This window comes from Aliiroseovarius sp. F20344 (assembly GCF_023016155.1).
GTDB lineage: Bacteria > Pseudomonadota > Alphaproteobacteria > Rhodobacterales > Rhodobacteraceae > Aliiroseovarius.
In genome coordinates this window covers 1-18,631 of sequence record NZ_JALKBG010000006.1, presented here as the reverse complement: position 1 = coordinate 18,631, position 18,631 = coordinate 1, and the positions used below count along the sequence as shown (strand labels likewise).

Sequence of the window (18,631 nt, the reverse complement as noted above, 5' to 3'; positions counted from 1 at the left end):
TTATTTCTTCTCGGTCATGGCCGCGTGAAGGCGCAATGCCTGCCGAGTTTCAAATGTATCATGGACCCGCAAAATCTGCATGCCCTGTGCAATTCCGTGCATCGCGACGGCGACTGACCCGGCCACCCGATCGCGGGCCACATCAGCCTGTCCGATCGTTCCAATGAACCGCTTTCGCGACACACCAAGCAATACCGGCAGCCCAAGATCATGTAGCAGCGCAAGGTTACGCAGCAAAGTCACATTGTGTTCCAAAGTCTTACCAAACCCGATGCCGGGGTCGGTTATGATCCGCTCGCGCCGAATGCCTTTTGCTTCTGCAAAGCTGATACGTTCTTCCAAATAATCCATGACATCAAACAGAACGTCGTCATAACGGGGATCGTCCTGCATCGTTTCCGGTCTACCTTTCGAATGCATCAAGCAAACAGGCACGTCGCGCTCAGCCACTAGGTCAGCGAGCTCAGGATCGAAGGAAAACGCGGATACATCGTTCACGATATCCGCACCCGCATCCAATGCTGCCTCAGCAACACGAGCCTTTCGGGTGTCGATTGAGATTGGTGTGGTTATGCCAGCAGCCCGGATTGCCTCGATCACCGGGGCCGTTCGGCGGATTTCTTCTTCTATATCCACTTCGTCTGCGCCTGGGCGGGTGCTTTCCCCACCGACATCCAAGATGTCCGTGTCGCCAGCCATTTCACGAGCTCGCGTAACGGCCGCTTCAAGCGTATCCAGCTCTCCTCCGTCCGAGAAGCTGTCAGGGGTGACGTTCAAAATGCCCATCAAACGGGGCTGGTTCAATGTCATCCCGCAAAGCGTGGGGCGCAGATCTCTTAAGCGGCTAACTGTCTCCTGATCAACATCAGACAGCGGAACAGCACGTGTTTCACCCCCGCGTTGGCGCTCCAAAACCTGATCGAACCACAGGCTGTCGCTGCCACATAGGGCAAGGCCAGAAAAAGGACGCCCCGTCCGGGCAATAGGCTGAGTGCGATACGTCATGCCAATTCCTCAAGCTTAACGGTGGCCGAATTGATATCGATGGCATCTGGCACGTCACAGCCCACCCAAAGGATCTGGCTGGCTTGAACCTCTTTCGCGAACCACAAAGCCAAATCGATTGGATCAGTTGTCTTCGGTGCGTCGGTTGCATCCAAAACCATCTTGGATGGGGCCCAAACGCTCAACTGTCCGTTCTTCAAACCCCAATCCAGTTCCGTTCGCGTACCAACCGGCACGGCACGTTCATGTGCCTGTGCAAGCCGCCAAGCAGCCTGATCTGCTTCCAGAAGGGCAATATTGCGCGCTGCCCAGCCTGTATCTGACGATTTTGCACCAGCATCAACGCACAGAATAGTTGGAATTCCGTCATGTTCCAAACTGTCAAGAAATGCGCCGGCTTCAGGGGCATTCACAGCCGATAATGAAAGAAAAACAACAGTCGGCGAAGGGGCTTGCGCAGCAGCAACATCTGAAACGGCGCTGGAACGGTCGCGAACAATTTCGACCCCCAACTTGCCCGGCCCACGATCCAGCTTTTCAATGCGTACGAACACGCGCTGAGGCTGTGGGGCTTGCAGCAGTCGGTGCGCAATCCGCTCGGCCAGGGTTTCCAAAAGGTTCAGGCGCTCGGCCTCCAGCTCGGCCATGATCGCTTCGGTGATTGTGTCATAGGATAGAATGTCATCTACGTCGTCGGTCGCGGCCCCACCATGGTCTGCAACTTCGACCACGACACTGAAGCTAAGCCGTTGTGTGACGCCACGTTCGGCCTGAAACGCACCGATTTCGACATCCACCACATGGTCGCGCACCGAGATGCGATCCGCTGGTTCGCCTGTCGCCATTGCGTTGGCGCGATCTTCAAGCTTCGAAAATGCCAAGCTGGCCTCGCTCATCACATGTCCCTTTCAAACTTGGCAGGACCATGCCCCGAACCCATCCCTGAACGCCAGCCCAAAGCGACGCGCGAGCGTGTTCCTGCGTCGTTAACCGGGCATCCGATAGAAGCGATGCACCCCGATTGACGCGGTTTTTTGAAACCGACTGGCCCAACGGGGTGAAACAGCTGTGGTGTGGTAATGCGTTGCCCCGTGGGTCAAATCACGAGGAGCGCCATCAATCATCGCACGGGCGATACGTCCCAACCGATTGTGGATGGCGGCTTCGTTGATAACTTCTTCGCGTCCATCACAGGTGTAGGTGAATTGACAAGCGTATTTCTTGCCGGTTCCCTGATTGATCACACCACAGATCGAGTTCGGGAATCGGGAATGGTCAACACGATTCAGGATTACTTCTGCGACTGCAAATTGTCCCTGCACGGTTTCGCCCCGGGCTTCGAAATAGAGCGCTTCGGTCAGACAGTTCCATTCAGCATCTTGCTTGGGGACTGGTTGCGCAGTAAGCCACGCGATTGTTCTGTCGAATTCTTTTGGTGCAGTTTCAGAGGCTTCAGATGCTTTTGGCAGGACGGATATAGCTGTAAGCTTCTCGCCACCCATTGCGCCAAGTCCGTTGTGTTCTTGTAAAAGTGCGGCGCCGAATGGGTTAACTGAAGCGTCCGTTTCAGACGCCAAAGAAGGTGAGGCCACCCCCGTAACAGCGACGAAAACGGCGAAAAACTGAGATTTCCACTTGATACGCATCGAACAAACTTCCCTAGAACTGCGCGGGAGTCCTATGCGATTGCGCGTGCTGCGTCTAGTCCTACGCCCTTACACGTTGTCCGCGCGCGGAGATGTAATGGCCAAATGCGCCGCCGCCAGACGCGCGACTGGCACCCGAAACGGCGAACAAGAAACATAGTCAAACCCGGCATCACGGCAGAAACGGATGCTTTCAGGATTGCCGCCATGCTCACCACAAATCGACAGAGTTAGGTCTGCATTTTCACCACGCCCTCGGTCCGCGCCGATCTGCAGAAGCTCGCCCACACCATCGGCGTCCAGCATGTGGAACGGGTCTTCTTCATAGACGCCCTGTGCGACGTATTCCCCCATGAAGCGTCCGGCATCGTCTCGTGACAGGCCGTATGTCATCTGAGTCAAGTCATTGGTGCCGAAGGACATAAAGGACGCGTGTTGGGCGATTTCACCAGCACGCAATGCGGCCCGGGGCGTTTCAACCATCACCCCCAAACGATAATCAAATTCGGCACTGCGTTCTATGCGAACCGCGGCGGCCACGGCATCAATCCGGGCTTTGACAATCTCAACTTCTCGCTTGGCCGACACCAATGGGATCATAATCTCGGGGACAATTGGCGCGCCCGAGTTGGATGCATCAATAGTCGCCTCGAAAATGGCACGCGCTTGCATGTCATAGATCTCGGGCACGGTGACCCCCAGCCGAACACCACGCATCCCCAGCATCGGGTTAAATTCTCGCAGCCCAGCCACGCGGCGCTCTACGTCGCGCAGGGGTAGGTCCAAGGCCTCGGCCAATTCACGAAGACCTTCGCGCCCATGCGGCAAGAACTCGTGCAAAGGTGGATCGAACAGACGAATGCAAACGGGTTGCCCTTGCATGATCTCGAACAGCTCTGTGAAGTCCGCCCGCTGCATTGGCAACAGTCGATCCAATGCTGCGCGGCGATCTTCTGCGTGATCCGCAAAGATCATCTCGCGCATGGCCAGCAGACGGTCATCATCGATGAACATGTGTTCAGTCCGGCAAAGCCCGATCCCTTCGGCCGCAAACATTCGGGCGTTGCGTGCGTCAGGGGGAGTGTCCGCATTGGCGCGCACGCCGATGTCACGAAACGAATCCGCCCAGGTCATAAGTGTTTGAAAACTATCTCCAAGTTCGGGTGGAAGCATATCGACTGCACCTGCCAAGGCTTCACCAACCGATCCGTCGATCGAGATCACGTCGCCCTCGCCGAACTCGCGGCCATCAGCAGCCTTGAGCTTGCCTTTCTTTTTGTCGAGCACAAGATCCCCGGCCCCGACAACACAAGGCAGACCAAGGCCGCGCGCGATCACGGCAGCGTGGCTCGTGATCCCGCCACGGATGGTCAAAATGCCTTTGGCGGCGTGCATGCCGCGAATATCTTCGGGCGAGGTCTCGCGCCGTACAAGGATACAATCTTCCCCCTGCGCGGCCATCGCCTGTGCAGCGCGTGCATTGAACACAATCTTTCCGGTCGCGGCCCCTGGACTTGCTGCAATCCCGTGCGAAAATGCATCCCGCGTCCCCTCAGGATCAATTTGACTGTGCAGCAATTCCGTCAATGCGCGCGGTGGAATGCGCAAAACGGCTTCTTCGCGCGATATGACTTTGTCCTTGGCAAGGCTCACAGCGATGCGCACATTGGCACGTTCAGCCCGCGCAACACGCACGGCATCCAGTATAAACAGCTCATCATTCTCGATCGTAAATTCGATCTCCATCTCTTCGCGCAATCGTGTCCGGCACAGATCCCCATAGCGCAGAAGGTCCGCAAAGTTTTCAGGCAACACTTCTTCGATCGAGCGACCGCGCGGATCTCTGGTCAAATACATGACGTCCCGATCTTCGGCCTCAGTCAGCGCGTCACGTCCCTGACTTTTGCACAAATAACGGCCACGAATCTCGCGATGCCCGGTCACGCCGTTGACGAATTGAATCACGCCGGACCCACAAATCCCTTGACCAACCCCAAGCACCATCTTCTGCACTACCAAGCCCAGTCCCGCATCCGCTGGCGCTCCCTTGGCTTGCCGCAGCAACCGTGCCGTTGTGCCCTCCCAAGCCCGCGCCATGGAGCGCAAAATCTCGGCCAGTTGTTCTTTTGGGTCCTGCGGGAAGTATTCGTCTGTTTCTTCTTCGTACAACTCCAGCGCCGCGCGCAGTGCATCTGCGGTCGGGGACGAGAAGATCTCGAACTCATCAGGGTCAAGGCGGCCAACATGGACCGCGTAGGATTGAATGAATCGCAGATAAAGGGCGTTTGCAGCGGTTTCTCCATGCGTTTTACACAGCTTGGCGTGCACCGCATCATTCATGCCGATATTCAGGATCGCGCCGGGCCCACCCCAATCTGGATCCTCGGATGAAGGACGCACGGAGACCAGCGGCTCGGCCCCGAAAAGGGTCAACATCTGGTCAAGGTCTGGCATGTCGCCTGCGGAAACACCGTGTACAGCACCGAAATCCAGCGCAATCGTCCGCGGCACCGGCATATCCAGCCGGATCAGGCGTTGAAGGCACTTGGCCCGCCCGCCATGACGTTTGGCATCGATCTCTGCCGTGGGCGTGATCTCGACAAAGCCAGAGGAAACTTCTTTCTGCACCGCAGCACCGCCTTTCGACCATCACAATAGCGCGCAAAGCGCGCTACACAAGGTCTAGCTTGGTCAGGTCAGCAGAAGCTTTGATTAGCCTTCGATCTTGGACAGATCAGCCACGCCAGCGCATGTCACACGAATACGCGACAGAAGGTTCAGGCGGTTGCGGCGCAGGATCTGATTGTCCGTATTGATCTGAACGGCCTCAAAGAAAGCATCAATCGGCGCGCGCAAGGCGGCCATTGCCGACATCGCAGCGGCAAAATCCTCGGCTTCCATTGCAGGTGAAATCGCTGCTTCCGCTGCATCAAGTGCTGCAAACAGTGCTTTTTCACTGTCGTCTTCCGCAAATTTCACATCCGCACCATAGGAGTATTCAACCCCATCCTTTTCCTCGGCCTGGGCGAGGATATTGGTGGCACGTTTCACACCTTGGATCAGGTTCTCACCGTCTTCGGTCGTTAAGAACGTGGCCAGTGCTTCGGCCCGTTTTACCAAAAGCGTCAGGTCGTCATTGCCTGGCATGGCAAGACAAGCATCAATCACATCGTGACGAATGCCTTTGTCGCGGAGGTAAACCTTCAAGCGGTCATGAAAGAAGCCCAGTAGATCGCTTGACGTATCCGGCAAGCTGGCCTTCACCCCTTCAAGATGCTTAGAAAGATCCCCATCAAAGTGATCCAGCACCGTGCGAATGGCCGCACCGAACACGCCGTGATCCGCAATCTCATTGTCCAGATCATGCAACAGCGCCGCACGAACGTCGCCGTTTTCGTTCAACTCAATCTCGTGACGCAAAAGCTGGGCATCGAAAAGCTGATCCAGCCCAACGCGCAAATCATTTTCCAGAACCAACCGGATCACGCCTAGCGCAGCACGGCGCAATGCAAACGGGTCTTTTGATCCAGTGGGCTTTTCATCAATCGCCCAGAACCCAGTCAGGGTATCAAGCTTATCTGCCATGGCGACGGCAACGGACACTGGCGCAGAAGGCACGTCATCAGACGGCCCCAGCGGCGAATAATGCTCCAGCGCTGCATCGGCCACTTCTGTGGGGTAACCAGCAGGTGCGGCATAGTATTTGCCCATAAGACCCTGCAATTCCGGGAACTCATACACCATTTCCGAGCTTAGGTCGGCCTTGGCCCAACGTGCAGCCTGTTCAGCCAGATCCGCATTCGCACCAATCGCAGGCGCAATCGCTCGGGTCATCGACGCAATGCGGTCGATACGATCTGCTTGAGTGCCAAGCTTGTTGTGGAAGGTCACATTTCCAAGGCTGTCAAGCCATGGTTTCCCGCCGGCTTCAGCAACGCGAATGTCGTTTTCCCAGAAGAACTTAGCATCGGCCAAACGTGCGAAAAGAACCTTCTGATTCCCGGCAAGAATGGTGGCCCCGTGATCTGCTGTTTCGCGGTTGGCGACGGTGATGAACTTCTCGATCCGGTCCGTTTTGGGGTTCTTTACGGAAAAGAACTTCTGATGCTCACGCATCGAGCTTTGCAGCACTTCCGGCGGCAGGTGGATAAAGTCCTCGGCTATGTCGCCCATCAGCACGACGGGCCATTCAACCAAGCCAGCAACCTCGGCCAACAGGCCTTTGTCTTCGACGATCTCAAGCCCTTGGGCAAAGGCTGCATTCTGCGCTTCGGCCCAGATGTGATCGGCGCGTTCAGCGGGCGACAAGATCACTTTGGCGGCTTTCAGCTTGGCTTCATAATCGGCAAAGCCAGTCACGACAAAGCGGCCCGGCGCCATAAAACGGTGACCCTCGGTGGTGTCGCCTGATGTGATGCCATCAATATCAAGCGGGACCACATTGGTTCCGGCTTCGTCCGTCAAAATGCACAGAATCGAATGCAGCGGACGTACCCAGCGCAAGCTGCCCGACCCCCAGCGCATCGATTTGGGCCACGGGAAGTTACGGATGGCGTGTTCCAGAACCTCGGCGATGATATCCGCCGCCGGTCGGCCCTGTTTTTCGATCGTGGCGAAGTAGACCGCACCCTTGGGAGTGTCGCGCTCTTCCAACTGATCGCGGGTTACGCCTGCACCACGCAAGAAGCCCTCAATGGCTTTGTCCGGCGCGCCCACTTTCGGGCCCTTGCGTTCTTCGCGCGTGTCAGGGGACTGAGCCAGCAAACCTTCGACGGCCAGCGTCAGGCGGCGCGGCGTCGACAGGGCGGTGGCACCTGCATAGGTCAAACCAGCCTCGACCAAACCATCGGTTACCAGCTTTTTCAGATCCTCAGCGGCACGCGTTTGCATACGGGCTGGGATTTCTTCGGAAAAGAGTTCAATCAGCAGGTCAGGCATATCGCTTACTCGCTATATTTTTCGTTCAACTGATGCCAGACGAAGCCCCGGCCATCAGGGAAGATGGCGACAACGCGGTCGACCCCATCTTTGATATCGCGTTCACCAAGGAAGGCCAAAGCTTCGCCGTTTTCGATGGCGGCACCAATGGCAACGGCATCAAAGCAGTCAAACCAACCGGGTGCAGTCAAAGGGGTGGCTTCTTCGTAGGGTTCAAACGTCTCGGTCAGCATAGCAAGGCTCATCGTGGTGGTGAAACACCCGCGATAGCGCAAGGGCGAGCTGTCGGCGTCAATCCCTTTGAAACTGTCATAGAGCACGATTTCAGGCTGGCCGGTGACCAGATTGGTCATACGGACACCATCTTCGGCCGAAACCTCGTCGTAAAAGGCGTAAAGTTGCAACCAATAGATCGCTGCGCCTGCAATAAGGGCAAGTCCCACGATAAAACTCCCTACCAGACGGCCGCTCACGCCGCGTCCCCATCAGAGGCCCAGCCACCGGCGGTGGTTTGGATAAACGCATCTGCGCATTGTTTGGCAAGCGCCCGCACGCGCCCAATATAGGCCTGACGTTCGGTAACCGAGATCACCCCACGCGCGTCCAGAAGGTTGAACAGATGCGATGCCTTGATGCACTGGTCATAAGCGGGGTGCGCCATGACGATACGCTTGCCGGTTTTGGGGTCCACATGTTCTTGGTCCAAAATCGCGCGGCATTCGGCCTCGGCCTCTTCGAAGTGACGCAACAGAACTTCGGTGTTGGCAACATCAAAGTTCCAGCGGGCGTATTCTTCCTCGGTCTGTTTGAACACGTCACCATAAGTCAGAGGGATCAAGGCATCCGGCGCGTTGAAAGGCATATCCATGACGTGATCGACGCCCAGAATGTACATCGCCAAACGCTCTAGCCCGTAAGTCAGCTCGCCTGAAACAGGCTTGCAGTCATGACCGCCAACTTGTTGGAAATAGGTAAACTGGCTGACTTCCATGCCGTCGCACCAGACTTCCCAGCCCAGTCCCCAAGCACCAAGCGTGGGGCTTTCCCAGTCATCCTCAACAAAGCGGATGTCATGCATGTCCATGTCGATGCCGATGGCTTCAAGCGACCCCAGGTACAGCTCCTGCAAATCGGGCGGGCTTGGTTTGATCAGCACCTGATACTGATAGTAGTGCTGCAGACGGTTTGGGTTCTCACCATAGCGCCCGTCCGTGGGGCGGCGCGAAGGCTGCACATAGGCCGCAGCCCACGGCTTAGATCCCAGCGACCGCAATGTGGTGGCCGGGTGGAAGGTGCCTGCGCCGACCTCAAGGTCATAGGGCTGCATCACCGCACAGCCCTTTTCAGCCCAGTAATTCTGAAGCCGCAGGATGATTTCCTGAAAGCACTGAGGTTTGGTCTTGGTCGTGGCCATAGCGCTGCCCTGAACTGGTTTATGCAAAACTTGCCACTCAATAGGCGCTGGCCCGGACAGGGTCAACGCGGGAAACGGGTACAAGGGTTGGGAAAACCCGCCATTTTGCCGTAGAAATTTCCGAAAGGCGTCAAGCTGATATTGACCTTATCGGGGGCCGGTGTGTTACTTGCGCGAAATTCAGCCCAATTCGCCTATTGGCTAAGAGGATCTATGACCAAACAATTTGCCCTTGCATTGGCCACTGGCCTTCTTCCCTGTATGTCCACGATTGCTGCAACCAGTGCGGTCGCCATTGTGGCTGCCCAGCCTGCTGTCGCACAACAATCTACCAATTCTCAGTCAGTGCGTTGGATTCAGGTCGAAGCCCAACCCTCGCTGCGTGAGGCCGAGGCCAGTGCCCGCCGTTACGCCGCGCGTCTTGAAGGCGTGAATGGGTTCCGAATTGGTGGAAACTGGTACGCCATTGTCCTTGGGCCCTACACACCTCAGGCCGCCGACGTGCAGTTGCGCAATCTCAAGAATGCGGGCCTTATTCCCCAAGACAGCTTCATCGCGTTCTCAAGGCAGCTTCGCCAGCAGTATTGGCCTATTGGGGAAAGTACACTGACAGCGGCCCCGATCGAGACGCCTGAAGCACCAGCGCCACAACCCGAGGTTCAAACTGAAACGGCAGCGCCTGCCCCGACCCAAACAACAGAACCCACCGTCGAATTGATTCAAGAGGAAACCAAGCGCGAAGCACTGGCCAGCGAACGCCAGCTGGACCGTGACGCCCGCAAGGCGCTTCAAGTCGCGTTGAAGTGGGAAGGCTACTACACCTCGTCGATTGATGGCGCGTTTGGGGCCGGCACCCGGCGCTCTATGGCCGCTTGGCAAGGGGATTACGGATATGAACCAACCGGTGTTCTGACCACCCGCCAGCGCACTGCCCTATTGGACAATTACCAATCCGTTTTGGACGCAGTGGGCATGGCCGCATACGAGGATCTGGGCGCGGGCCTTGCAATGGCCATCCCGGCTGCAATGGTGGAATTTGATCGCTACGAAGCCCCGTTTGTCCACTTCAAAACAAAAGGCGACAGCGGTGTTAAGCTTGTGATGATCAGCCAAACGGGTGATCAAAACACGCTCTACGGCCTTTATGACATTCTGCAAACGCTTGAGATTGTCCCGACCGAGGGTCCACGTGAACGTGGAAAGAACGGATTCACAATCGAAGGCGAGGATGACAAGATCACATCCTTCACTCAGGTCAAACTGGTGGATGGCACTGTTAAGGGCTTCACTCTTGTTTGGCCCAAGGGCGACGAAAAGCGGCGCAACCTAGCGCTTGGTGACATGAAAGCCAGCTTCGCTTCGTTGGGGCCGCAAGCCCTGGCCGATGATGCAGGTCTTGATGCAGCCACGCAAAGTCTGGACCTTCTGTCCGGCTTGGAAATCCGCACCCCTGACCTGTCCCGTTCTGGGTTCTATGTTGATGGCTCTGGACGCATCCTGACGACTTCTGAAGCTGTCCAGTCTTGCGCTCGCATTTCCATCAACGATGAGTTTGAGGCTAATGTTGTGGCCGTTGAGGAAGACCTTGGCCTTGCTCTGCTCGAGCCCGCTACGGCCCAAGCGCCCATTTCGTTTGCATCCTTCCTGACGTCAGAGCCGCGCCTGAAATCAGATGTGGCGGTTGCCGGATTTTCCTACGAAGGGCGCCTAAGCGCACCCAGCCTGACCTTTGGCACGTTGTCGGAACTAACGGGCCTGAATGGCGAGGCCGATCTGTCGCGCTTGACCCTGGCCGCCCTACCCGGCGATGCGGGTGGACCGGTGCTGGATGCAGGCGGGTCTGTGATGGGGATGCTGTTGCCGGCCGGAGGCACCAACGGACGCTCGCTTCCGACCGATACCAGCTTCGCCATGGATGCGGCCAAAGTGTCCGAATTCCTTGGTGACAACGGCGTGACAGCCAGCACAACAGACAGCGTCACATCGATTGACCCGGTCGAGCTGAACACCAAGGCTGCGGATATGACAGTTTTGGTCAGTTGCTGGAAGTAACAACCTAATCAGTTGCGTGAACACATTGAGGCTCGGACCCAAGCGGTCCGGGCTTTTTCTATCTGGGACGTTTATCCGCGCCAGAAGGTCACTGTGAACAGAACGAACACGGCTAAAAGCTCCAACCGCCCAATAAGCATTGCGACAATCAAGATCCATTTGGCCGTATCGCTGAGGCCTGCAAAGTTGCCAGACGGCCCAATCAGATCCCCCAAGCCGGGACCAATGTTTGCAAGGGCCGCAGCCGCGCCAGACAGGGACGTGGTGAAGTCCAACCCGGTCAGCCCCAACAACACAGCCGTCGCACCCAGCGTCACCACAAAGAACACGAAAAAACCCATGACCGAGGATAAAACGTCGTCATCCACACGACGCCCGCCATAGCGCGGCGTGAAAATCCCGTGGGGCGAGTGAATCGACTGAATCTGCGCTTTGATCGAAGACAGCAGCAGCTGATAGCGGAATACCTTGATCGAACAGGCAGTTGAGCCCGCGCAGCCCCCAATCAAGCCGACAAAGAAAAACATCACCACAGGGAACCCACCCCATGTCATGTAGTCCTGTGACGCATAGCCTGTACCCGTGAGGATCGAGGTTAGGTTGAACAATGTCTTGCGCAGGGCCTCTTCGCTGAACTGCCCAGCAGCCAGCCAACGCCACAGGGTCATGATCAGAACAATCACCACCAGCGTCATGAAAAATGCGCGCACTTGTGGGTCATGCAACAACGGACGTGCCGTGCCCTGAAGGATTTGCACGTAGCGCACAAAGGGCAACGCAGCCAGCAACATAAAGACCACTGCGGCATATTCAGGCCCCGGCCCAAACGCTCCAAAGGATGCATCGTAGTTGGCATAGCCCCCCGTAGCGATTGTGGTCATCGCGTGAGTGACAGCATCGAAAAAGCTCATCCCCAGCGAAAAATAGGCCAAGGCGCAAAGCGCGGTCAGCGTGAAATAGATCACCGAAATTCGGGATGAGATTTCGGTCGCGCGGGGTAGAATTTTTCCAAATGTATCAAAGCCTTCAGACCGGAAAATTTGCATACCACCAACACGGAGTTCCGGCAGAAAAACCATGGCCACAACAATGATCCCGATGCCTCCAAACCACTGCAAAAGTCCACGCCAGAACAACAACCCCTTGGGCATTTCATCCAGCCCAGACAGGACAGTTGACCCCGTGGTGGTCAGGCCCGACATGGCTTCGAAAAACGCGTCTACGGGGCGGGCGTCAATCTCGGCCAGCAGAAATGGGATGGCTCCGAAAATGGGCAGCGCCACCCACACACCAGTGGTCAAAAGGAAAGTTTGCTGAATTGTCAGCCCTTTGCCGACACCGTTTGCTGTGGCCAAGGCCATGGACCCGCCGATTAGGATGGTCACGATTGCACTCTGTAGGAACACCTTCCAATCGGCATTGTTGTCGATCAGATCAACCACGACCGGAATCAGCATTGTGACGCCCAAAACGGCGACAAGAAGCCCGATAACATAGATGACTGGTCGCAGGTCCAACATGGGCGCAGGGTTGGCTTTACGCGTGCAGAGTGTCAAGCATCAGAGTGCTTTGCCTGCGCGCAGTGTCACCCATTAGCCCACATGAAACAGGGTCGAAAAGAGCTTGGGATCAAGGCTTTCCGCCTCGAACGTGTCGCCTTCGATCAGGATCGACACGGCGTCATGGCTGTGCAGACTCTCTTGATGGCTGGCAACAATTCGGAAATCTCCAATCCGGTCATCCTGTTGCAATTGCTCGCAGAACAAACGCGCAGCGTCCTCGACAAAGATCGGGTTGGCGGCGTTCAGTTCGGCAAAGGCCTGTTCGTCTTCACGCTTCACCATCACCTGCGTTTCGGTTGGCACTGCGACACGGCACAGATCAATCAGATCTTCAAACCAAAGCGTGCCCGTTGGCTGATGTATTTTCTCAACCGAAATCCGTGCGACCGAGCGCTGCGAGTGCGGAGTGGCCAGCTGTCCCCGCATCTGGCGGGCATGTTCCGACAGTTCAAGCGAACACGGGCAGGTCGAGCTGTAGACATAGTCCAAGTGCATAAACTTGCGCCGTTTGCCGCGATGCTCGACAAGTTCAAGCGCAATGTCGTAATACTGATAGCCTGACAGGCCTGACCGCAGGCTTTCCACCCGCGCAGGGTAGGAAAAACGCATTTCAATACGGGCGTCCAAGCTTTCCAGATCAGTCTTGTAGTCGTCCAGAGCCGCTTCGATCACGTCGAAACTGAAGGTCTTTTCGGCATGGGCGTAAAAGCTGCGCATGATGCGCGACATGTTGATGCCCTTTTTGCCCGCCTCAAGGCTCACTGTTCCGGTGACCGAGGTTTCAAGCGTCACGTCCGATCCATCACGAGTATGATAGCGAAGAGGCAGGCGGAAGTTCGAAATCCCCACATGCTGGATGTGTCGCTTTGCGCCTTGAATCAGGCTGGCCGGACCGTTTTGCAGATCCGGCATGGATGCCTTGTAGTCCGCATCCGGCGCAAAATCATCGGGATAGTGCCGGCTAAGCTCAGGATAGTTGGGCAGATCGGCAAACGGCAAAAGGCGCGCAATCGCCGGGTCGAGTGCTGCAACCTCGACCGGGTCCGCGCTTGACGCCCAGTTGCGCAGGGTTTCAAGGGCATCCTTCGCTTCGGACTTGCCCACTGCATCCCCACTCTTGCGCTTCATCTGGTTCATGGCGAACCCTCCGATCCTGCTGTCGCATGCCTATAGCATATTCATTTGGCATATAAACGCCAAACGCGAAGGGCAAAATGCGACAGATCAGACCGCGTCCAAGCCGTTCATAAGGTCCGTGATCAGGTCTTCCACGTCCTCCAGCCCGATCGACAAACGCACCAACCCGTCCGAAATTCCCAATATGTCTTTCTGCTCTTGCGGCAGGCGTTGGTGGGTGGTTGTTGCGGGATGCGTAGCGATGGATTTCGCATCGGCAAAGTTGTTTGAGATGATGAATATCTCAAGCGCATTGAGGAAGCGGAAACATGCCTCTTTCCCACCTTTCACCTCGACTGCAAGCACGGTACCGCCAGATGGGGATTGCTGCATCGAGATCGCGTGCTGCGGATGCGATGGGTGCTGCGGGTAGCTCATACGCGACAGTTTTGGGTGATCTGCCAAAGCTTCCGCAACTTTCATCGCGGCGTCAGCTTGGGCCCGCACGCGCAGATCAAGCGTTTCCAACGCCTTCAGGTGCGTCCATGCTGCAAACGGATTGATCGCCCCGCCGGTGTGCTTCACGTAAGTCTCAATCGGGCCACGGATCAGATCACGCGAGCCGCAGATTGCACCACCCAACATGCGCCCCTGCCCGTCGACATGTTTGGTGGTCGAATAGACCACAAGATCGGCCCCCAGCTTCGTGGCATAGGAGAACACAGGTGTCGGCATGGCGTTGTCCACCACAACCAGCGCCCCATTGGCATGTGCCAGTTTCACGACGTGATCCAGATCGATCACCTCTAGCGTAGGATTCGAAATCGCCTCAAGGAACACCAATTTTGTGTCCGGGCGAATCGCGTCATTCCACTCGGCATTGTCGGTGCCATCGACCAGCGTGATTTCGACGCCAAATCGGCCCAGAATATCTTCGAGCAAATACAGGCACGATCCAAACAATGCCCGCGACGACACCACGTGATCACCCGCCTGCGTCAGCGCCATCAAGGCACCGTTCACAGCAGCCATTCCTGAAGCGCAGGCAAACGCGTCTTCGGTACCTTCCAGGGCCGCGATCCGGTCTTCGAACATGCGATTGGTTGGGTTGCCGTAGCGGGCATAGATGAACTCATCATGTCCACTTTCGATAAAGCGAGCTTCTGCAGCTTCGGCACTGTCATAGGAAAAAGCCTGTGTCATGAACATGGCTTCGGACAGCTCTCCGAATTGGCTGCGCCGCACTCCGCTGTGCACGGCTTCGGTCCGTTTTCCCCATTTCGTCATCGCGCGTTCCTTTCGCACAAAAAAAACCCCCACCGCATCAAGAGCGTCGGGGGTATGTGTGGCGGATATGCTCCGTCCGATCCCTGACCTCTTTAGCGGCTTGTTTAACGAGGCCCGCAATCCGGTGAACAAATCTCCTCGGACACAGCCCTAGCGCCTGCAAACTAAGGCGTCAAGAGCCGCTAAAGAACGGCTCGCCATATCGTGAAAACTGCATACTTGCCATTTCGCATTAGCCTGCCATCCTCTGGGCACGCGAAAGGAAACATGATGACCAAACCCATTGAGCTTTACTATTGGCCGACGCCTAACGGCTGGAAAATCTCGATCGCATTAGAAGAGATGAACCTGCCCTATGAGGTGAAGCTGATCAACATTGGCGCGGGCGATCAATTCGAACCTGACTTCCTGAAAATCGCTCCAAACAATCGGATGCCTGCCATCATTGACCCTGATGGACCGGATGGCGACCCGATTTCGATCTTTGAGAGCGGGGCGATACTTCAATACCTCGCGCGCAAAACCGGACAGTTTTATGGCGAAACTGAACGCGATCGGGTGGCCGTGGATCAATGGTTGATGTGGCAAATGGGCGGGCTTGGACCAATGGCGGGTCAAGCGCATCATTTCTTGAAATACGCCCCTGCAATGGATCCTCCGCATGATCTTCCATATGCCAAGGATCGTTATCGCACCGAAGTTGCACGGCTTTATGGCGTCATGGATCACCGCTTGGCTGAAACGCGCTATCTGGCAGGTGATTTCTATTCGATTGCGGACATGGCTTGCTGGGGCTGGGCGTCACTTTGGGAGGGGCAACAGCAGACGATTGAAGATAAGCCGCATTTTGCGCGTTGGTTGGATGAAGTCGGCGCGCGGCCTGCGGTTCAGCGCGGTCGCGCCGTTGCAGAAACCCAACGTAGCAATTTGCAGACGGATAAAAAGGCGCAGAGTTTGCTTTTCAAACGTTAAGTTTGAAGACGCGGCCTATCCTTGATCTGCCGCGTCTTCTTCGGTTCCATATTTCTTGAATATCCCCGCTTGCGACATGAAGAACGCAATCGTTCCAAGTGGCAGGCCGAAGGTTTTGAAGTTCACCCAGGCATCGGTGGACATCATGCGCCAGATCACCTCGTTCGCGCACGCAAGCGCCAGGAAGAAGAACGCGAGCCGTTTGGTTAGGATCATCCAGCCTTCGCGCTCCAGCGGAAGCGCCTTGTCCATCACGGCCTCAAGATAACTTTCACCGCGCATCAGGCCAAAGCCAAGAAGACCCGCAAACAACAGGTAAATCATGGTCGGTTTCATCTTGAAGAAGCGTTCGTCGTTGAACCAGATCGACAGGCCGCCAAAGCCGACAACCAGCACAAGCGTGACGATCTGCATCTTCGACAGATGGCCCGTCAGCCTCCACATGGCAAGTGTGGACAAAACCAGAAGCGGGATGAACATCGCAGTGACAGCGACAAAGCCCGAATACTCGGTCCCTGCAACCGTAAAGGTCTGGTCTTTCAAGAAGGTATAGGCCGCAAAGAACAGGATGATTGGTCCGTATTCCAATGCGCCGCGCAGGGCGGGATTTACCTGTTTCTCGGTCATAGGATCTCCTTCATCCGCCCAGTTCCACTATCACGGCCCCTGCCGCGATCAAAGCCATCATTGTCAGGCGACGCGGACCAACCTTTTCACCCAGCACGATCCAGCCAATCAGGGCTGCAAACACGGTCGAGGTCTCGCGCAGCACGGCCGCCTCGCCCACGCTGTCCAGCCTTGTGGCCAACATGATGGAGCCAAAGCTGAAATAGGCAACAAACGCGCCGATCAAACCACGCCCCATAAGGGGGCCAAGCGCCGGGCGTTCTGCCATATTCCACCAACGGACCCCTGCAATAACGGGCATGAAGAAACCGTCGATAAAAAAGAACCATGCCAGAAAGGTAAAAGGGTCCGCCGTCGCGCGAATGCCATAGGCGTCGTAGGTGGTGTAGGCAGCGACGAACCCGCCGGTCAGCACTGCCATTGCAAGGGCCGGTTTCAGCTTGTCTCGGCCAAGGGGCCAGTGACGCAGGTTGTAAGCCGCCAGCGCGAAAATCCCCGCGACCAGAGTGAGCACGCCAATCCATTGAATAACCGTGAAAGTCTCGCCAAACAGATAACCAGCACCAATCACCGCGAACAACGGCCCAGTTCCGCGCACAACGGGATAGACCACGGTGTAGGAACCCAGAACATAGGTATAGCTCTGCGCGAGCTTGTAGCCCACGTGGATCACGAACACGACGCCGAAGATTGGCCACATATGCGGTTCGGGCCAAGGAACCACGAACAATGCAAACGGGGCTGCGATCACGCCATAGCTCAGATCGATTGCACCACGCGACAACCACGGATCGTGCCGTCCCTTTTGCAGCGCACCAAAAAGCGCATGCAAGAAAGCTGCAAACAGCGCAAGCGCAAGCGCCAGATCATGCCCGGCCGAGGTGCCCTCGAGTGAGGTGAGCCAAGCGCTCATCGCGGATCAATCCGAGATGCCGATCAGGGCGCGCGCGAATTCTTCCGGGTCAAACGGGGCAAGGTCGTCAATCTGCTCGCCCACACCAATGGCATGGATCGGCAGTGCGAACTTATCCGCCAACGCCACCAGAACACCGCCCTTCGCGGTCCCGTCCAGTTTCGTCATCACAAGGCCAGACACATCCGCCAGCTCTTGGAATGTGCCCACTTGTGACAGAGCATTCTGTCCCGTCGTCGCATCGAGAACCAACAGCGTGTTATGCGGCGCGGTTTCGTCCTTCTTCTTGATAACGCGGACAATCTTAGCCAGCTCTTCCATCAGATCGGCGCGGTTTTGCAAACGCCCAGCCGTGTCGATCATCAGAAGGTCAGCCCCGTCAGCCTCAGCCTGTGTCATCGCATCAAACGCAAGCGACGCTGGGTCTGACCCTTCCGGCGCAGTCAGAACCGGCACGCCAGCGCGATCGCCCCAGACTTGCAGTTGTTCTACAGCCGCCGCACGGAATGTATCACCAGCCGCAATCACGACCTTCTTACCAGCTGCTGTGAACTGGCTGGCGAGCTTGCCAATGGTTGTGGTTTTGCCTGCGCCATTCACACCGACGATCAAAACGACCTGCGGGCGTTTGGCGTAAAGCGGCATAGGCACGGCGACCGGCTCCATGATCCGCGTGACCTCGCCAGCCAACACGGCTTTGATCTCATCCACGGACAGCTTCTTGCCGAAATGGCTTTCTGAAATGTTGGCGGTCACGCGCATCGCGGTGTCCACGCCCATGTCCGATGTGATCATCAGATCCTCGAGGCTTTCCAACATGTCGTCATCGACCGTGCGGCGGACGACCTTTTTGGCTTCACGGCGACCAAACATACGGCCCAACAAGCCGGTTTTAGCGGCTGGTTCAGGCGCGGCTTCGACCAGAGGATCAACGCGCGCAGGTTCCAGTTCCGGTTCCGGTTCCGGTTCCGCTGAAATCTCGACTGACTCTTCAACAATAGCAACAGGCTCAGGCTCAGGCTCAGGCTCAGGCTCAGGCTCAGGCTCAGGCTCAGGCTCAGGCTCAGGCTCAGGCTCAGGCTCAGGCTCAGGCTCAGGC

General features: G+C 56.6%; 15 protein-coding genes and 1 riboswitch. Of the genes, 2 read left to right on the top strand and 13 right to left on the bottom strand.

The genetic code is table 11. From position 1 onward, the window contains the following. The 7 genes from folP to MWU55_RS05750 all read right to left on the bottom strand — a co-directional run bounded on the left by folP (position 1) and on the right by MWU55_RS05750 (position 9,003). A complete protein-coding gene (gene folP, locus MWU55_RS05780) occupies positions 1–1,005 on the bottom strand; it encodes a dihydropteroate synthase (RefSeq protein WP_246934816.1) in 1,005 nt (334 codons plus the stop codon). After that, on the bottom strand, positions 1,002–1,901 hold the full coding sequence (locus MWU55_RS05775; protein WP_281501814.1) for a dihydroneopterin aldolase: 900 nt from the start codon (positions 1,899–1,901) through the stop codon (positions 1,002–1,004). The genes folP and MWU55_RS05775 overlap by 4 nt, the downstream gene beginning before the upstream one ends. A 90-nt stretch (positions 1,902–1,991) precedes the next feature. After that, on the bottom strand, positions 1,992–2,651 hold the full coding sequence (locus tag MWU55_RS05770) for a cell wall hydrolase (RefSeq protein WP_246934813.1): 660 nt from the start codon (positions 2,649–2,651) through the stop codon (positions 1,992–1,994). Between the two features lie 69 nt (positions 2,652–2,720). Then, complete coding sequence (locus MWU55_RS05765; RefSeq protein WP_246934812.1) at positions 2,721–5,279, bottom strand: putative PEP-binding protein; 2,559 nt, start codon at positions 5,277–5,279, stop codon at positions 2,721–2,723. A gap of 84 nt (positions 5,280–5,363) precedes the next feature. After that, positions 5,364–7,589, bottom strand: coding sequence for a glycine--tRNA ligase subunit beta (gene glyS, locus MWU55_RS05760; protein ID WP_246934811.1), 2,226 nt, complete (start codon positions 7,587–7,589; stop codon positions 5,364–5,366). A gap of 5 nt (positions 7,590–7,594) precedes the next feature. Then, positions 7,595–8,032 (bottom strand): DUF6446 family protein, encoded by a 438-nt coding sequence (locus MWU55_RS05755; RefSeq protein WP_246934810.1) that lies wholly within the window; start codon positions 8,030–8,032, stop codon positions 7,595–7,597. Between the two features lie 26 nt (positions 8,033–8,058). Continuing rightward, positions 8,059–9,003 carry a glycine--tRNA ligase subunit alpha gene (locus MWU55_RS05750; RefSeq protein WP_246934809.1) on the bottom strand — a complete coding sequence of 315 codons (945 nt, stop codon included), beginning with the start codon at positions 9,001–9,003 and terminating at the stop codon, positions 8,059–8,061. A gap of 213 nt (positions 9,004–9,216) precedes the next feature. Here MWU55_RS05750 and MWU55_RS05745 point away from each other — a divergent pair, with 213 nt between their 5' ends. Continuing rightward, entirely contained in the window at positions 9,217–11,055 is a 1,839-nt protein-coding gene (locus tag MWU55_RS05745; protein WP_246934808.1) for a trypsin-like peptidase domain-containing protein, read from the top strand. A 71-nt stretch (positions 11,056–11,126) separates the two neighbouring features. On the opposite strand, the gene MWU55_RS05740 is transcribed toward MWU55_RS05745, so the two are convergent. From MWU55_RS05740 to MWU55_RS05730, 3 genes are all read right to left on the bottom strand, one after another. Continuing rightward, positions 11,127–12,575 (bottom strand): TrkH family potassium uptake protein, encoded by a 1,449-nt coding sequence (locus MWU55_RS05740; RefSeq protein ID WP_246934807.1) that lies wholly within the window; start codon positions 12,573–12,575, stop codon positions 11,127–11,129. A gap of 72 nt (positions 12,576–12,647) precedes the next feature. Beyond that, a complete protein-coding gene (gene folE2, locus MWU55_RS05735; RefSeq protein WP_246934806.1) occupies positions 12,648–13,754 on the bottom strand; it encodes a GTP cyclohydrolase FolE2 in 1,107 nt (368 codons plus the stop codon). Between the two features lie 87 nt (positions 13,755–13,841). Beyond that, positions 13,842–15,020: an aminotransferase class V-fold PLP-dependent enzyme gene (locus tag MWU55_RS05730; protein ID WP_246934805.1), complete on the bottom strand. Its 1,179-nt coding sequence runs from the start codon at positions 15,018–15,020 to the stop codon at positions 13,842–13,844. Positions 15,021–15,091: 71 nt separating this feature from the next. Then, positions 15,092–15,170: riboswitch (SAM riboswitch) on the bottom strand. Positions 15,171–15,290: 120 nt separating this feature from the next. Here MWU55_RS05730 and MWU55_RS05725 point away from each other — a divergent pair. Next, positions 15,291–15,992, top strand: a complete 702-nt coding sequence (locus MWU55_RS05725) for a glutathione S-transferase N-terminal domain-containing protein (protein ID WP_246934804.1) — start codon at positions 15,291–15,293, stop codon at positions 15,990–15,992. Between the two features lie 15 nt (positions 15,993–16,007). Here MWU55_RS05725 and MWU55_RS05720 read toward each other — a convergent pair whose 3' ends face one another. From MWU55_RS05720 to ftsY, 3 genes are all read right to left on the bottom strand, one after another. Beyond that, the gene (locus MWU55_RS05720) at positions 16,008–16,619 is read right to left on the bottom strand and encodes an inner membrane-spanning protein YciB (protein WP_246934803.1); all 612 of its coding nucleotides are present in this window, start codon (positions 16,617–16,619) and stop codon (positions 16,008–16,010) included. Positions 16,620–16,629: 10 nt separating this feature from the next. Continuing rightward, positions 16,630–17,532, bottom strand: a complete 903-nt coding sequence (locus MWU55_RS05715; RefSeq protein ID WP_246934802.1) for an EamA family transporter — start codon at positions 17,530–17,532, stop codon at positions 16,630–16,632. Positions 17,533–17,538: 6 nt separating this feature from the next. Next, the coding region (gene ftsY / locus MWU55_RS05710; RefSeq protein WP_246934801.1) for a signal recognition particle-docking protein FtsY at positions 17,539–18,631 on the bottom strand (1,093 nt) is incomplete at its 5' end.

Bases quoted from the DNA above. Each gene is read 5' to 3' on its own strand.
- folP (WP_246934816.1), bottom strand. From the start codon at position 1,005: ATGACGTATCGCACTCAGCCTATTGCCCGGACGGGGCGTCCTTTTTCT.
- MWU55_RS05775 (WP_281501814.1), bottom strand. From the start codon at position 1,901: ATGAGCGAGGCCAGCTTGGCATTTTCGAAGCTTGAAGATCGCGCCAAC.
- MWU55_RS05770 (WP_246934813.1), bottom strand. From the start codon at position 2,651: ATGCGTATCAAGTGGAAATCTCAGTTTTTCGCCGTTTTCGTCGCTGTT.
- glyS (WP_246934811.1), bottom strand. From the start codon at position 7,589: ATGCCTGACCTGCTGATTGAACTCTTTTCCGAAGAAATCCCAGCCCGT.
- MWU55_RS05750 (WP_246934809.1), bottom strand. From the start codon at position 9,003: ATGGCCACGACCAAGACCAAACCTCAGTGCTTTCAGGAAATCATCCTG.
- MWU55_RS05745 (WP_246934808.1), top strand. From the start codon at position 9,217: ATGACCAAACAATTTGCCCTTGCATTGGCCACTGGCCTTCTTCCCTGT.
- MWU55_RS05740 (WP_246934807.1), bottom strand. From the start codon at position 12,575: ATGTTGGACCTGCGACCAGTCATCTATGTTATCGGGCTTCTTGTCGCC.
- folE2 (WP_246934806.1), bottom strand. From the start codon at position 13,754: ATGAACCAGATGAAGCGCAAGAGTGGGGATGCAGTGGGCAAGTCCGAA.
- MWU55_RS05730 (WP_246934805.1), bottom strand. From the start codon at position 15,020: ATGACGAAATGGGGAAAACGGACCGAAGCCGTGCACAGCGGAGTGCGG.
- MWU55_RS05725 (WP_246934804.1), top strand. From the start codon at position 15,291: ATGACCAAACCCATTGAGCTTTACTATTGGCCGACGCCTAACGGCTGG.
- MWU55_RS05720 (WP_246934803.1), bottom strand. From the start codon at position 16,619: ATGACCGAGAAACAGGTAAATCCCGCCCTGCGCGGCGCATTGGAATAC.
- MWU55_RS05715 (WP_246934802.1), bottom strand. From the start codon at position 17,532: ATGAGCGCTTGGCTCACCTCACTCGAGGGCACCTCGGCCGGGCATGAT.